Annotated in this window: 12 protein-coding genes; 8 read left to right on the forward strand and 4 right to left on the reverse strand. The window is 67.5% G+C overall.

Annotation, left to right across the window (positions count from 1 at the left end):
- Positions 1 to 46: 46 nt before the first annotated feature.
- Together NP511_RS04225 and NP511_RS04230 are read left to right on the forward strand one after the other, a co-directional pair.
- Positions 47 to 214: a hypothetical protein gene (locus NP511_RS04225; protein WP_162834884.1), complete on the forward strand. Its 168-nt coding sequence runs from the start codon at positions 47 to 49 to the stop codon at positions 212 to 214.
- A gap of 117 nt (positions 215 to 331) precedes the next feature.
- The gene (locus NP511_RS04230; protein WP_006649062.1) at positions 332 to 553 is read left to right on the forward strand and encodes a DUF7130 family rubredoxin-like protein; all 222 of its coding nucleotides are present in this window, start codon (positions 332 to 334) and stop codon (positions 551 to 553) included.
- A gap of 69 nt (positions 554 to 622) precedes the next feature.
- On the opposite strand, the gene NP511_RS04235 is transcribed toward NP511_RS04230, so the two are convergent.
- The 3 genes from NP511_RS04235 to cobN all read right to left on the reverse strand — a co-directional run bounded on the left by NP511_RS04235 (position 623) and on the right by cobN (position 6,111).
- Positions 623 to 1,414 (reverse strand): cobalt-precorrin-7 (C(5))-methyltransferase, encoded by a 792-nt coding sequence (locus NP511_RS04235; protein ID WP_049964540.1) that lies wholly within the window; start codon positions 1,412 to 1,414, stop codon positions 623 to 625.
- On the reverse strand, positions 1,411 to 2,157 hold the full coding sequence (locus tag NP511_RS04240; RefSeq protein WP_049964541.1) for a precorrin-8X methylmutase: 747 nt from the start codon (positions 2,155 to 2,157) through the stop codon (positions 1,411 to 1,413). Before NP511_RS04240 ends, NP511_RS04235 begins: the two co-directional genes overlap by 4 nt.
- Before the next feature lie 63 nt (positions 2,158 to 2,220).
- Positions 2,221 to 6,111 carry a cobaltochelatase subunit CobN gene (gene cobN, locus NP511_RS04245; RefSeq protein WP_049964542.1) on the reverse strand — a complete coding sequence of 1,297 codons (3,891 nt, stop codon included), beginning with the start codon at positions 6,109 to 6,111 and terminating at the stop codon, positions 2,221 to 2,223.
- 34 nt (positions 6,112 to 6,145) lie between these two features.
- Between cobN and NP511_RS04250 the strand changes: the two genes are divergently transcribed.
- From NP511_RS04250 to NP511_RS04275, 6 genes are all read left to right on the forward strand, one after another.
- Positions 6,146 to 8,368, forward strand: coding sequence for a VWA domain-containing protein (locus NP511_RS04250; protein ID WP_049964543.1), 2,223 nt, complete (start codon positions 6,146 to 6,148; stop codon positions 8,366 to 8,368).
- A 114-nt stretch (positions 8,369 to 8,482) separates the two neighbouring features.
- Entirely contained in the window at positions 8,483 to 10,036 is a 1,554-nt protein-coding gene (locus tag NP511_RS04255; RefSeq protein WP_049964544.1) for a uracil-xanthine permease family protein, read from the forward strand.
- 111 nt (positions 10,037 to 10,147) lie between these two features.
- Positions 10,148 to 10,972: an alpha/beta fold hydrolase gene (locus tag NP511_RS04260; RefSeq protein WP_049964545.1), complete on the forward strand. Its 825-nt coding sequence runs from the start codon at positions 10,148 to 10,150 to the stop codon at positions 10,970 to 10,972.
- Between the two features lie 147 nt (positions 10,973 to 11,119).
- Positions 11,120 to 11,773 (forward strand): MaoC family dehydratase, encoded by a 654-nt coding sequence (locus NP511_RS04265; protein ID WP_049964546.1) that lies wholly within the window; start codon positions 11,120 to 11,122, stop codon positions 11,771 to 11,773.
- A 127-nt stretch (positions 11,774 to 11,900) separates the two neighbouring features.
- On the forward strand, positions 11,901 to 13,226 hold the full coding sequence (locus tag NP511_RS04270; RefSeq protein WP_049964547.1) for an outer membrane protein assembly factor BamB family protein: 1,326 nt from the start codon (positions 11,901 to 11,903) through the stop codon (positions 13,224 to 13,226).
- A gap of 170 nt (positions 13,227 to 13,396) precedes the next feature.
- Complete coding sequence (locus NP511_RS04275) at positions 13,397 to 13,708, forward strand: hypothetical protein (protein ID WP_049964569.1); 312 nt, start codon at positions 13,397 to 13,399, stop codon at positions 13,706 to 13,708.
- A 202-nt stretch (positions 13,709 to 13,910) separates the two neighbouring features.
- On the opposite strand, the gene NP511_RS04280 is transcribed toward NP511_RS04275, so the two are convergent.
- Entirely contained in the window at positions 13,911 to 14,729 is an 819-nt protein-coding gene (locus NP511_RS04280) for a Cdc6/Cdc18 family protein (protein ID WP_233274302.1), read from the reverse strand.
- Positions 14,730 to 14,747: the final 18 nt, after the last annotated feature.

Below are 14,747 nucleotides of genomic sequence, written 5' to 3' on the forward strand. Positions count from 1 at the left end.
CGACGAACTTAACCGCTCGAGGCAGTTACGCTTCGGCGCTCGAATCATGAGTGACAACCCAGGATCCGACACCGAACGGCACCTCCGCGAGGCGCTCCGTCACCTCGGCGCGGCACAGGACGACGACGACCTCCGGAAGACCCACGCCGTCGCGCTCGAGGAAGTGTCGAACACCGTGTCGTCCGTCCTGCGCGAGTACGAAGACGACGGATAACGGCCGTTCAGCTCCGTTTTTCGACGAACACAACCTCGTCTCGAGGCCCCGATCTCGAGTGCTGCTCACCCTACCATGGTATGTTTTAACTCACCACAGTGCGTAGTCACGACCGTGATGAGGCCCGAAACCGACCAGCCGTCGATCGCGGACGAGCTGCGGAACAAAAACGAGACCGAACTCCCGATCGGCGAGGCCCGGGAGCCCGAGAGACGCGGATACACCATGTGGCGCTGCGGGTCCTGCGGCGAGATGGGACGGTTCGAAGACGAGTTGCCGGAGGCGTGTCCCGACTGCCTGGCACCGCGGGAGGAACTGTTCTACTGGGAAGAGGACTGAGATCGCGACGGCCCCCGTCTCGGGCCCGCTCGCTTCGGCTCGGTTCGCGATGAGAACGCAGCGGGGCCGTTAAACCGGCTGCCGTACCGCGAGGACGACCAGATCGGAGAACGGGGTGTCCTCCGTCCCGTCTCCGCCGGCGTGGTCCGCCAACTCCTCGAGCGTGAACCGGTGGATCTCCTCCGCGTCGTGGGTCAGCTTCTCACAGACCAGCGCCTCGAGGTCGGGGTCGGCCCCTTCCTCGAGCAGGAAGGCAGCGAGATCGCCGGGCATCCGGTCGTACGGTCGGGGGAGGACGAGCAGATGTCGCTCGTCGGTCGTTGCCGCGGCCGCGAGGCGGTCCATGTCCGACTCGAGGTCGCCGCTTTTGTGCAGCGTGACGAACTCGGTGTCCTCCATGGGCGTCCGGGCGCGGCTGGCGGCCAGTTGGATCGAGGAGATGCCGGGAACGACGCGAACTGGGATCGTAGAATCGTGTCGCTCCACCGTATCCTGCACCTTCCCGACGAACTGATACCCCGAGTGGTTCGGGTCGCCCATCGCGACCGCAGTCCCGGACTCGCCGGCCGCGACGCGCTCGCCGAATTCCTCGAGCGCCTCGGCCTCGTCCTTGTAGCCGCAGGTCAGCAGGTCGGCGTCGGTCAGGTCCGCGACGAACTCGACGACGGTCGTGAAGCCGACGACGACGTCGGCCTCGCGGATCGCGCGCTCGCCCCGCGGAGTGAGATACTCCTGATTCCCGGGGCCGACGCCGACGGCGTAGACCGGATCGTCGGCAGCTTCATCGATGTCCGGCTCCGCCGCTCCGGCGGCGAACGTCGCCGGGTCCGGCCCCGCGTCGAGATCGTACTCGCCGCTCATCGGTTCCGACCGTCCGCGGCCCGCGTCTCGGCGTCGATCTCGAGGTCGATCTCGTCGGTCCGGACGTCCTTTGCGACGTGGATCAGTTCGTTCGTCAGCGCGGCGGCGAGGCCGCTCCCGCCGCGGCGACCGACGTGGGTGATCGCCGGCACGCCGAACTCCTCGCTGACCTCGCGGATCCGCCCGCGGCTCTCTTCGGCCTTGACGAACCCGACCGGGTTCGCGACGACGACCGCCGGCCGGGTCCCCTGTTCGATGCAGTCCGCAAGCGCCAGCGCCGCCGTCGGCGCGTTCCCGATCGTGACGATCGATCCCTCGAAGGCGTCTTCCTTGTCGAGTTCGAGCATCGCCGCGGCGGTCCGGGTCATCCCAGTCTCGGCGGCGAGTTCCTTCCCGCGACCGATGGCCTTCGAGACCTCGCAGTCGTGGCCCCGGCCCGTGATGCCGGCTTTCACCATCGTGATATCGGTGAAGATATCGGCCTCCTCGAGGACGGCCCGCGCGCCGGCCCGAACTGGCGCGTCCTCGTCGTCGCCGAGGTCGTCGCCGCCGGTGAACTCGACGAGGTGCTGGAACTCGATGTCGCCCATCGAGTGGACCGACTTCTGGCGGACGCGATCGGCCAGCGTCTCGTCCGGCGTGAACTGCCTGACGATATCGAGACTCGTCTCGGCGATGTCCATGGCGTTCTGTGTCGTTGCTCCCAGATCGGCGTACTCCTCCTCGAACTCCTGATCAGTCATTGCGTATCACACTCATCGTGGCTGCTATCGTTCGTCGGTCGACCTCGATCGGTCATCGGTTCGTCAGTCATCAGTCGCCGCCCCCACGGCCTCGTTGGTCGTCCGTGCCTCGAGGTCACCCTCGACCTCGAGGTTCAGATCGCGCAGGCGGTCGACCGTCTCGTCGTCGGCGTCCCACAGATCGCGTTCGACGGCCTCGAGCAGCGTGTCCGTGATCGACTCGAGGGCCCACGGGTTCACGTCGCGCATCCAGTCCTGCCGGTCCTCGTCGAAGGCGAACTTCTCGGCGACCTCCTCCCAGAGGGTGTCGCTGACGACGCCTGTCGTGGCGTCCCAGCCCAACGTCACGTCGACCGTCGTCGAAAGGTCGCCCGCGCCCTTGTAGCCGTGGTCCTCCATGGACTCGAGCCAGTCGGGGTTCAGGACCCGCGAGCGCATGGCCTTGCGGACCTTCTCCTCGTTCGTGTAGACGTCGACGTTGTCGGGATCCGAGGAGTCGCCGACGTAGGAGGCGGGCTCCGCGCCCGAAATCTCGCTCACGGCGGAGATGAAGCCGCCGTGGAAGGCGTACCAGTCCGAGGAGTCGAACTCATCCTGTTCCATCGTGTCCTCGATCTTGACCGTCGCGTCGACGGACGAGAGGCGACGTTCGAACGCGTCGTGGGCGTCGGAGACGCGCCCTCTCGAGCCCATGGCGTAGCCGCCCCACTGGACGTAGACGGAGGCGAGGTCGGAGCGGTCGTCCCAGTTGCCCTCGTCGACGGCCTTGTTCGTCCCGGCACCGTAGCCGCCGGGCCGGGTCGTGAAGACGCGGTGTTTGGCAGCCTTGCGGGCGTCCGATTCGTCGAGGCCCTCTTCTTCCTCGAGTTCCGCCTGCTCTTCCTCGACGTGCTTTTTGACGTAGTTCATCTCGTGGGGCTCGTCGAGGTCGACGACCGCGTCGACGGCGTCGTGGATGACACCCGCCGCGGCCGGGAAGGCGTCGCGGAAGAGCCCGGAGACGCGGGTCGTCACGTCGACTCGCGGCCGGTCGAGTTCCTCGAGCGGGATCGGCTCGACGTCATCGATGCGGCCGGCATCGGTCCACTGCGGTTCGACGCCCATCATGGCCAGCACCTGGGCGATCGTCTCGCCGCGAGTGCGGACGGTCGGGGTCCCCCACGCGACGACGCCGATCTCCTCGGGGTACTCGTCGTTCTCGTCGTAGTGGCGCTCGAGGACGCCCTCCGCGACCTCGCTGCCGACCTGCCAAGCGGCCTTCGCCGGCACCTTCCGCGGATCGAGCGTATAGAAGTTCCGTGCGGTCGGCAGCAGGTCGACGCCGCCGCGGGTCGGCGCACCGGAGCCACCCGGCGGGACGTACTCGCCAGAGAGGGCGTCCGCGGTGCGGGGGATCTCGTCTTCGGCCCCCTGCACGCGGGGTTGGGCCTCCTCGCAGATGTAGGCCAGCGCCTTCCGGAGGTCGTCGTGGGCGCGGGATTTGGCCCGTGCGTCGCCGATCGTCTCGAGGTCGACGACGAGCAGGTTCATGTTGACCTCGTCGTCGGGGCCGCCCTCGAGTTCCGACTCGGGCACGTCGAAGTCGTGTTCGGCGAGTGTTTCGATCAACGCGACGCTCGTCTCGTAGACCTCGTCGGCGGCCTCGGCGTAGGTCATTCCCAGCGCCTCGTCGTACTCGCCGGGCGCGTTCAGCATTTTCTCGTAGTCGACGCCCAAGACGCCGGCCACGCTCTCGCGCAGGCTCGGCGCGCCGGGGTTCTCGAGGCGCGTGAGGGCAACGAGGTACTCCACCAGCCGTTCGTCGGCCGGCGGCTCGGACATCGTATGGAGCCCGAGCCGGATCTGGGTCGTCTTGACGTCCGTGAGGTACTCGTGGATGCGTTCGACGAGTTCGTCGATATCGACCTCGTCACCCTCGACCTCGCCCTCGGCGAGGCTCGAGCCGGCCTCGTCGGGACCGCGGACCTCGGCCTGCTCGTCGATGGTGCCCTCGATCCCCAACTCGACGGCGAGGTCGAGTTCCGCGACTTTTTCGCGCATGAGGTCCTCGAGATGCTGGCCGTCGTCGGCGCGGGCGTCTTCCATCCCGGCCTCGCGGTACTGGTTCGCGAGTTCCTCGAGTTCCGAGAGTTCGTCGTAGGTGCCCGCGTTCCGCATCACGGGCGTCAGGTAGTCCACGATGGCGGCGTAGGAGCGGCGTTTGGCCTGGGTCCCCTCGCCGGGGTTGTTGACGATGTAGGGGTAGACGTTCGGGATGTCGTCGATCAACTGGTCGGGCGCGCTCTCGCCGTTCAGGCCGACGGTCTTCCCGGGGAGCCACTCGAGGCTGCCGTGGGTACCCAGGTGGACGACCGCGTCGGTCTCGAACGTGTTCCGAAGCCAGCCGTAGAACGCGAAGTAGTCGTGTGGCGGCTGCAGGTCGGAGTCGTGGTAGACCTTCGAGGGGTCCATCCCGAACCCGCGCGGGGGCTGGACCGTGACGAGGACGTTGCCGAACTCGACGCCCGGAATCGCGAACGGGCGGTCGGGCACCTCGCCCCATTCCTCGATGATATTCTCCTGGAAGCGCTCGTCGGTGTCGGCGAACCACTCTTCGTAGGTGTCCGGCGATACCACGTCGACCGAGAGATCACGGACGTCTTCGGGGGCGACCCAGCGGTCCTCGAGCGTGAGTTGGGCGGTCAGTTTCTCGACGAGGGACTGCCCGCTGTCCGGCATGTCGTCGCCCAGATCGTAGCCGCGGGCCTCGAGTTCCTCGAGCAAGTTGACGGTCGATTCGGGACTGTCGAGGCCGAACGCGGTCCCGATCCCGTCGTCGCTCGGCGGGTAGTTGTGGAGGACGACGGCGACCTGCTTGTCCTCGTTCGGCGTGTGCCGAAGCTCGGCCCAGTTGACCGCCAGTCGGGTCGCGTGATCGACCCGGTCCTCGATCGGGAAGTGGTGTTTCGGCGCGGAGCCGATACCGGCCTCGTCGTCGGTCCGTTCCTTGCCCGAAATCGGATGGGTGATGACGTTGCCGTCGAACTCCGGCAGCGCGACCGAGAGCGCGAGTTCGAAGCCCATCACGCCCGTGTCGCTGGACTCGTAGCGCGACCGCGAGCGCATCGTGGTGACCGTCTGCAGGACGGGCACTCCGAGTCGGTCGAGGAAGACGTCTTCGGCCGAACTGCCCTCGTCGTCGGCGCTGCGGCCGCGCTCGTCCATCGAGAGCGAGAACATGAACGAAGAGAGGACGGCGTCGACGGTAGACTGGCCGTTGTCATCGACGAGCCAGTTGTCGGTCACCCACTCCGCGTCTTCCTGCTCGTCGGTGTCGGTCGCGGGGTTACAGAAGATCGGCAGCGCGTTCGCACCCTGTTCCTCGAGCGCCCGGACCTGTGCGTCCACGTATCTGGTGTTCTCGTGGGTCCAGTGGGACTCGTAGAACCAGACCGCGACCGTCGGCTTGTCCGGATCGTGGGTCTCGAGAAGCTCCTCGTACTCGATCCCCGGATGGTCAGGGTGGTAGACCCCCTCCGTGGGGAGTTCCGTCGGTTCGTCGAACTCGATATCGCGGCCCTCGTACTCGGCGGCGAGGAACCGACAGAGGTTCGCGACGTTGATCGTGCCGCCCTTCTCGAGGTAGTCGTAGACCCGGTCTCGATGATCGTCCGAGACCGTCGTGTCCTCGAAGGCGAAGGCGTCGCCGGTCGCCTTGACGATCAGCGGCACGCCCGCCTCCGCGAGCGCGCCCGTCGCGTAGTCGTAGCCCGGCATGCTGTCTTCGGCCCCGTGCAGCCAGAAGATCGCCGCCGCGGCGTCGTCCAATTCGTCGACGAACGACTCGACGTCGGCCTCCTCGTCGAGGTCGCTCTCCGAGCGCACCACGAGGTCGATGTCCTCGAGGCGCTCGGCGGCCCGCCCGATCGAGCCGAGTTCGTTCTCCGTCGCAGTATAGATCCCGATGCGTGTCATCGTGTTTTTAAACCTCTGTTGTATTAGCTCAAGTATGGTTGCAAACGCCGGGGGCAAAAAGCTGTCGTCACTCCCCTTTCCGGCGATCGTCGGACAGGACGAGTTGAAGCGCGTGTTGCTCACCGTCGCGGCCAACGACGGCCTCGACGGGGCCCTAATCGTCGGCGAGAAAGGCACCGCGAAGTCGACCGCCGTCCGGGCGCTCGTCGATCTGCTGCCCGAACAGCGAGCCGTCGCCGACTGCCCGTACGGCTGTTCGCCCGACGACCCCGACCTGCAGTGTGCCGACTGTCGCGACCGCGATGCCGACGATCTGCCGGTCGAAACCCGGCCCGTGCCGCTCGTGACCCTTCCACTCGGTGCGACGCGGGACCGCGTCGTCGGCACCCTCTCTGTCGAGGACGCGCTGGCGGGCGAGGCCGACTTCGACCCCGGCCTGCTGGCCCGCGCCCACCGGGGGATCCTCTACGTCGACGAAGTCAATCTGCTCGACGATCACCTCGTGGACGTCATCTTAGACGCCGCCGCAAGCGGCGTCAACACCGTCGAGCGCGATGGGATCAGCGTCTCCCACCCCGCCGATTTCACCCTGATCGGCACGATGAACCCCGAGGAAGGCGATCTGCGACCGCAGTTGCGGGACCGCTTCGCGCTGCAGGCCAGCGTCGAGGGCTGCCGAGAGATCGACGACCGCGTCGAGATCATCGACCGCGCACTCGAGGCCGACGGCGGCGCGTCCGATCCGCGGACCGAGTACGCCGACGAAGTCGACGCCCTGCGCGACGACCTGGCCGCGGCTCGAGAGCGCCTCTCGCGGGTCGACCTCCCGACCGAGTTCAAGGCCGAGATCGCCGACCTCTGTCTCGAGGCCGGCGTCGACGGCCACCGGGGCGACGTGGCGACGGCCCGGACCGCGATGACCATCGCGGCGCTCGAGGGCCGCGAGACGGTGATCGAGTCCGACGTCCACGAGGCGGCGACCTACGCGCTCCCCCATCGCCTCCGGAGTACGCCCTTCGAGGACGAACCCGACCTCGACGATCTGCTCGAGGACCGGTTCGACGAGGAGTCGCCGGACGAGGCCGACGGGGAAGCGGGAGGTGACGCGGACGACGGTGACAGCGCGGCGGAAACGGACGGCGAGGACGGCGACGCCGAGTCCGATCCGGACGGCGGTGACGAACCCGGTGATCGCGGCGAGGGAAACGGGCACGACGGCACGGACGGTGAGGACTCGAGCGACAGAGCAGGTTCCGACGGGGACGAGGACAGCGCCGACACCGACGACGGCCCAGAGCGCCGACCCGACGACGGCCGGCCCGGCCCGGCGGACCAGTCGCCCGCGGAAGCCGGCGACGGCGGGTCTGACGACGGCTCGAGCGACGGGGAGTCGGATTCGGACGAGTCCGACGGCGGGGACGGAGACGACGAAACCGCCCAGCCGCTCGTGCCCGGCCAGCAGCGGGCCGAAATCGGCGAGGCGGCCGCGCCCGACCTCGAGTCGCCGACCGTCGACGGCGAAACGGCGACCGCGACCGGCTCCCGTGCGAGTACGTCGCCGAGTACGGACAACCGGGGCGCTCGCGTCCGCACCGAACCCGCCTCGGGCGAGGGCTCGATCGACGCCGCGGCGTCGGTCCGGTCGGCTGCCGCCCGTGGGGAGTCCCGCGTTGGCGAGGACGACCTCCGGCAGTCGGTCCGCACCGGCGACACCTCGGTGACGATCGTCTTTGCCGTCGACGCCAGCGCCTCGATGCGACCCGCCATGCGTACCGCGAAAGGCGTCGTCCTCGAGCTGTTGCGGGACAGCTACGAACACCGCGATCGGGTCGCGTTCGTCGCCTTCGCCGGCGAGGACGCCGACGTCTTGCTCCCACCGACCGACAGCGTCTCGCTGGCCGCCCGTCATCTCAAGGACCTCCCCTCCGGCGACCGGACGCCGCTGCCGGCCGGCCTCGAGACCTCGCGCCGAGTCATAGAACGGGCCGAGACCGACGCCTCGGTGGTCGTCCTCGTCACGGACGGCCGGGCGAACGTCGCCGACGGGAGCCCCACGGAGGCAACGCGGCGGGCCGCTCGAGCCCTTGCCGACGGCGACACTCGCGTGGTCGTCGTCGACGCGGGGGACGACTCCCGGGCCGGCCTCTCCGAGTTAGTCGCCGGCGAGACCGAGGGGGAACTGGTCGATCTCGAGTCGCTGTCGGTCGAGACGGTCCGGGCCGCCGCGGAGCGGGCGGCCGACGAGACGCGGCGATAGGGCGGGCTCGAGCGCGGTGCGGCGGACGGACGAATTGGGACGGGACGCCGACCCACAGCGGGACGGATATCAACACCCCTTTGAGCGCCCTCGCGCGTTATCCGACGAGAATCGATGACGGGGGACGAGGCAGTCGCCGACGAGGGCGTCGGCGACGACATCGAATACGGAATCGACGAACAGCCGCCGCTGGGCGAGTCGGTGGTGCTGGGGATCCAGCACTACCTGACGATGGTCGGCGCGAACATCGCCGTGCCGTTGATACTGGCCGACGCGATGGGAATGCCGGGCGACGTGACCGCGCGGTTCGTCGGGACCTTCTTCGTCGTCTCGGGGATCGCGACGCTGGCCCAGACGACGTTCGGGAACCGGTATCCGATCGTGCAGGGCGCACCGTTCTCGATGCTCGCGCCCGCGCTGGCGATCATCGGCGTCGTCACCGCCGGTGGCGTCTCGGGCGGCTCGGGCTGGGAGACCGCGTTGGTACAGTTACAGGGGGCGATCATCGTCGCTGCGGTCGTCGAGGTCGCGATGGGCTATTTCGGACTGGTCGGGAAACTCCGCCGATTCCTCTCGCCGGTCGTCGTCGCCCCGACGATCGCCCTGATCGGGCTCTCGCTGTTCAACGCGCCCCAGATCACGACGCCCGATCAGAGCTGGTGGCTGCTCGGACTCACGCTCGGACTCATCCTGCTGTTCTCGCAGTATCTCGACGTCAAACACAAGGCGTTCCGCCTGTATCCCGTTATTCTGGCACTGGTCATCGCCTGGGTTGCCGCGGCCACGCTGTCGGTCGCCGGTATCATCGGCGGGAGCCATCCGGGCTACGTCGACCTCGGTCAGGTCGCGAACACGCGGCCGCTGCTGCCGATCTACCCCTTCCAGTGGGGCATGCCACAGGTGACGACCGCGTTCGTCGTCGGGATGTTCGCCGGCGTGCTGGCCTCGATCGTCGAGAGCATCGGCGACTACTACGCGGTGGCCAACATCACCGGCTCGGGCGCGCCCAGCGAGCGCCGGATCAACCACGGCATCGGCATGGAGGGGCTGATGAACGTTTTCTCGGGCATCATGGGTACCGGGGGCTCGACCTCCTACTCCGAGAACATCGGCGCGATCGGGCTGACCGGCGTCGCCTCGCGATACGTCGTCCAGCTCGGGGCCGCGGTCATGCTCGTCGTCGGCTTCGTCGGCTACTTCGGCCAACTGATCGCGACGATCCCCGACCCGATCGTCGGCGGCCTCTTCATCGCCATGTTCGGCCAGATCGTCGCCGTCGGGATCTCGAACCTACGCCACGTTGATCTCGACTCCTCGCGCAACACCTTCGTCATCGGCTTCGCGCTCTTCATCGGGCTGGCGATCCCGGCCTACATGGGCAACTTCGAGAGTACGATCGCGTTCCGCGAGGTCGTCGGCCTCGAGGCCTTCCTCGCAGAGGCGGGCGTCGCGACGCCGATCGAAGCCGCCGCACAGGCCGTCGTCGACACCGTCTACATCATCGGCTCGACGGGCATGGCCGTCGGCGGCCTCGCCGCACTCATCTTGGACAACACCATCCCGGGCTCCCGGGAGGAACGCGGCCTCGCGGCGTGGGACCGCATCACCGAGGACGACGCCGACTTCGAATCGTTCCGGGACCGCTGGCTCGCCCGCGACGACGACTGATCCGTCCGTCCGCGGACTGACCGCTCACCGTTTTCCCGGTTTTGGACCCCGTTCACAGCCCGTGCCAACGCAACCCGGCGTTCTAATAGCTGCCGAGCCCCAATGGGATGCATGGCGGAACTCCGACTCGCGGACGGGGAGATCTGGTACGAAACGACGGGTGTGACCGACGGCGACCCGCTGGTGTTCATCCACGGCGGCTGGATGACCGGCGACGCCTGGGCCCCCCAGATCGAGCGCTTCGCTGAGGACTACCGCGTCGTCACGCTCGACGTTCGGGGCCACGGCCGGACCGGCGCGACCGACGTCGACGAGTACTCGATCGAACTCTTCACCGACGATCTCGAGGCCTTGCTCGCCGCCCTCGAGATCGAGCGGCCGGTCCTCTGTGGGCTCTCGCTGGGGTCGATGGTCGTCCAGGAGTACATGGACCGCCATCCCGACGGTGCGAGGGCGGCGGTCCTCGGCGGCGCGGTCCGGTCGATGCCGCCGGTCGAGATCCCCGGCGGCCTGAAGTCGTTCTGGTCGCCGCTGCCGGCCCTGTCGGCGACGCTGTCGGTCTCCGGATCGGCGGGGACCTTCCGGTCGATGCTGTACTCGATTCGGGCGACGACCGGCGAGCAGTGGCTGTCGGTCGACGCCGAAACTAGGGCCGCGGCGATCGACGCTGCCGGCGAGATCCCCACCGGCGAGTTCCGCAAGATCTTCGACGCGCTCTATCGGTACGACCCGCCCGCGCTGACCGGCCTCGAGATTCCGACGCTCGTGGTCCACGGCGACCAGGAGGCCCCGCTCGTCAAACGACAGGGGGAACAGATCGTCTCGGCAGTCACCGACGGCGAGCGCCTGTTGCTGTCCGACTCGGGCCACCTCGTGAATCAGGACCGCCCAGATGCGTTCAACACGGCTACGGCCGAGTTCCTTCCCGCCGCGTAGGTTCGATCGGTCGGGACGCCACGTCGACGGCCTCCACTGTCGGCGCCGGTTTCCCAACGTACTTTGGCGATACCCCGAAGGGGATCTCCGTTCTAGGTACGTCCGGAATCGACCGACCGACCGATCGGACCCCTGCTATCCAAACCAATGAGTAGTCACCCTTCGGACGTCGACGACGCTCGCTCCGCCCCGCCGGACGACCACTGGTCCAGCGTCTCGAGACACGTTCTCAACAGCTACCGAGAGGCGAACAACGCATTGCTGGCCGCGATGGGCTTTCGGCCCACGGCCGGTTCGGACGCGGCTCGACCGGCCGCGGGCACGACGGTCGAAACCGCCGCCGCCGAGGTCGCGTTCGGCGACGAGGCCTGGGTCATGGAGCGTTCGACCGACGATCACGACTCGCTCGGTGTCGGCGACTACGTCCGCTTTAGCAAGCCGATCGCCGACACCGACGTCACTGCCTTCGCGCAGGTCTCCGGCGATACCAACCGACTCCACCTCGAGGCCGAATTCGCCGACGACACCCAGTTCGGCGGCCGGATCGCCCACGGGACCCTCGTCGCCGGGACGATCAGCGCCGCACTGGCCCGGCTCCCCGGACTGACCGTCTATCTCTCGCAGAACCTCGAGTTCACCGGCCCGGTCGAGATCGGCGAGACGGTCACTGCCGAGTGCGAGATCGTCGAGGACCTCGGGGGCGATCGCTACCGCCTGCACACGACGGTCGTCGACGAGGACGACGACCCCGTCATCGACGGCGAGGCCGTCGTCATCATCAACGACCATCCCGACGAGTAGTCGGGTCCGACGCATCGACGGTGGCGTCTCCCGGCGGGACGTGACGGACGATCGGCATCGCCCGATAGCTCGATCGATACGTTTGCTAACACAAAACCTGTATCGCTCGAGCGCAAGCGTCGGGACGATGACTGACGACTCGCACCCCGCCCGCGACCACCGCACGTACGGACGGCGCCGAGTACTGCGGACGGTCGGAGGCGCGACGGCGGCGACGGTCGCCCTCGCGGGCTGTCTCGGCGACGGCGAAGACGACCTGATTCCCGAGACGGAGACCGATCGCGAAGGGACCGTGCCGGACGGCATCGCCCAATTCAGACGCTCGCTCGAGCGGTGGGGCTACTATCCGGACGCGTCGGTTCCCGACGCCGTCGAGCAGGACTGGCGGCTCGACCGACTCAACACGGGCACCCACACCGCGGCCAAGGCGAGCGCCGCCCCCCTTCCCGACGGCGGCGTCGTCTTTCCGGGCGACACCGGCTATCTCGTGGCGCTCGACGCAGACGGCGAGGAGCGATGGCGAACCGGGACCGACACCGGCCCCGATGCCCGGGGAATCCACGGGACGCCGGCGGTCGCCGACGGCCGAGTCTACGTCGGCGCGTACGACGGCGTCCTCTACGCCGTCGACGCCGAGACCGGCGACGTCGACTGGGAGACGAAACTCGGCGGTTCCATCGGCTCGAGCCCGCTCTATCACGACGGCCGAATCGTCATGGCGGTCGAGTATCCCGATCCGGAAGGGAGTACCTTCGTCGTGAACGCCGACGACGGCGAGGTCGTCTGGGAGGACCCCGAGGGCCGGCCGACCGACCACCCCCACTCGACGCCCGCCGTCGACCTCGAGACCGGCCGCCTCGTCTGTGGGTCGAACGACGGCATCCTCTACGGCTGGTCGTACCCCGACCCCGAGTTCGAATGGTCGTTCGAGACCGAGAGCAACGACAACGACGGCGAGATCAAGGGCCCGATCGCGACCTACGACGGCGGCGCGTACTTCGGCTCGTGGGATCACCACGTGTACCGGGTGAACCTCGAGGACGGCAGCGAGGACTGGTCGTTCGAGACCGGCAGTCTGGTGATGTCCGGGCCCGCCATCGACCCGACGCTCGACACGGTCTTCGTCGGCAGCCACGACGGGAACCTCTACGCGCTCGACGCGGCCTCGGGTGACCGACACTGGTCGTTCCCGACCGACCGCCCGATCACCGGCTGTCCGACGGTCTACGACGATCGCGTCCTCGTCGGCTCGAAGGACGGCGGCCTCTACGCGCTCGAGAAACGCAGCGGCGATCTCGTCTGGGAGGTCGACAACGACGGCGTAGTCACGAGTACGCCGCGGATCATCGACGGGGCCATCTATTACGCCGAACGGGCACCGAACCCGGACCCGGAGGACGGCGGAGAGACCGACACCGACGGCGGCGGCTACAAGCTCGTCGCCGCCGAGTGATACGGTTTGCTGTACCGGTCCCGGTGGGACCGCGACGCTCTGCGGTCCCACCGGCAATGACGTACAGCAAACCGTATGAGTGCCCGACGATCGGTCGCTCGCCGATACCGTCCCGCGTCCACGACTCCCACCAAACCTATTACGTCCGAACTCACACCCAGCGGTCGACGATGACCGATCGACCGCCCTCGCCGCCGACCCCCACTCCCGCAAGCGACGATCCCCTCGAGGACCGCGTCGTCGCCACGACCGCACAGCTCTCCGAATCGATCGCGGACGCGCTCGGCTGTCGGCTCGCCGACGCCACCCTCGAGACGCTCCTCCTCGAACTGGACCGCCACGAGTTCGTCGACTGGGTGACCGTCACCCGGAGCGGCGACTACGTCTGGGACCTCTCCGAGACGCCCGACCGGCTCGGCGACGCCATCGCCGACGCTCTCGTCGCTCGGCTCGAGGCCTGGCTCGTAGCGTCCGACGGGTGATTGTCGATAGCGGACGCCGACGATGGTGTCGGCATCATCACGTTCCGTTCGACCCGTCCCCTCCGAAACGACGCCTATCGGTCGACGATGCTGATCTCGTCGGCGTCCTCCTCGTCCTCGAGTCCGCGGCTCGTTCCTCGTAGGTCGCATGCAGTTCGGTTACACCGTTCTCGCCGGCGTCCGCAACGATATCGAACAGGAGTCACTTGTGTATCCCCAGTGATTCGATATGATCCTGCTGGAGATCGCGGCGTGCCTCGTCGTGAACCGCATCGATGTCCTCGAGCGTGATCTGGGACCGGTCCGTGCGATCGACTCGTCGCGTGGCCTTTTCGAGTCGCTTGATCGCCTTGCGTGCATCGCCAGCTGCGAGGTCCGCGATATACTCGATTGCGTCCCTTCCGATCACGCCGGGACGGAGCCCAGCGTCGGTCCGCGCCAGGAGGATATCGACCAATTCGTCGTTGGTGAACTTCCGCAGCCGGATCATCTCGGCGCTCGAGAAGCGGGATTTGACGCGCCCGTTCAACCGGTAGTTCGCGAAAAAGTCGTCCTCATCGATCGTGATCGCGACGATCGTCACATTCGGGAGATCGCCGAGCCCCACGAGAAGTGTCTCGTCCTCGAGCGCGTCGATCTCGTCGAGAATCGCGACGATATGGTCGTCGGTCTCGCGGAACTCATCGATGAACGTGCTGGTAGCGGTCCCGTCTCGCGGTAGGTGGTTCCCGATCCCTGAATTCTGAGCGAGTCCGTGGAGAACCTCGGTCTTGGAGGAACCGGACATGCAGTTCCAGTACGCCCGGCGCACCCCGAACGATTCTTTGCGGAGTTTCCGAACGACGAACTTCGCGAGAGTCGTCTTCCCTGACCCCGACGGACCGAATATGAGGCTGTGTTCGCCGCCGACACCGTGTGTCAGCGGTTCCAACGCCGTCGCGAGTTGACTGATTTTCCCGTCTCGATGCTCGAGATCTTTGGGGACGTAGGTTGTCTCAAGAACACTTTGATTAGTAATCATATATGAATGGATAGTCAG

Source organism: Natrinema thermotolerans (assembly GCF_031165565.1).
In the GTDB taxonomy this organism is placed as follows: Archaea; Halobacteriota; Halobacteria; order Halobacteriales; family Natrialbaceae; genus Natrinema; species Natrinema thermotolerans.

Coding starts and splice junctions, on each gene's coding strand:
- NP511_RS04240 (WP_049964541.1), bottom strand. CDS start 2,157: ATGACTGATCAGGAGTTCGAGGAGGAGTACGCCGATCTGGGAGCAACG.
- NP511_RS04250 (WP_049964543.1), top strand. CDS start 6,146: ATGGTTGCAAACGCCGGGGGCAAAAAGCTGTCGTCACTCCCCTTTCCG.
- cobN (WP_049964542.1), bottom strand. CDS start 6,111: ATGACACGCATCGGGATCTATACTGCGACGGAGAACGAACTCGGCTCG.
- NP511_RS04280 (WP_233274302.1), bottom strand. CDS start 14,729: ATGATTACTAATCAAAGTGTTCTTGAGACAACCTACGTCCCCAAAGAT.
- NP511_RS04235 (WP_049964540.1), bottom strand. CDS start 1,414: ATGAGCGGCGAGTACGATCTCGACGCGGGGCCGGACCCGGCGACGTTC.
- NP511_RS04230 (WP_006649062.1), top strand. CDS start 332: ATGAGGCCCGAAACCGACCAGCCGTCGATCGCGGACGAGCTGCGGAAC.
- NP511_RS04275 (WP_049964569.1), top strand. CDS start 13,397: ATGACCGATCGACCGCCCTCGCCGCCGACCCCCACTCCCGCAAGCGAC.
- NP511_RS04265 (WP_049964546.1), top strand. CDS start 11,120: ATGAGTAGTCACCCTTCGGACGTCGACGACGCTCGCTCCGCCCCGCCG.
- NP511_RS04225 (WP_162834884.1), top strand. CDS start 47: ATGAGTGACAACCCAGGATCCGACACCGAACGGCACCTCCGCGAGGCG.
- NP511_RS04255 (WP_049964544.1), top strand. CDS start 8,483: ATGACGGGGGACGAGGCAGTCGCCGACGAGGGCGTCGGCGACGACATC.
- NP511_RS04270 (WP_049964547.1), top strand. CDS start 11,901: ATGACTGACGACTCGCACCCCGCCCGCGACCACCGCACGTACGGACGG.
- NP511_RS04260 (WP_049964545.1), top strand. CDS start 10,148: ATGGCGGAACTCCGACTCGCGGACGGGGAGATCTGGTACGAAACGACG.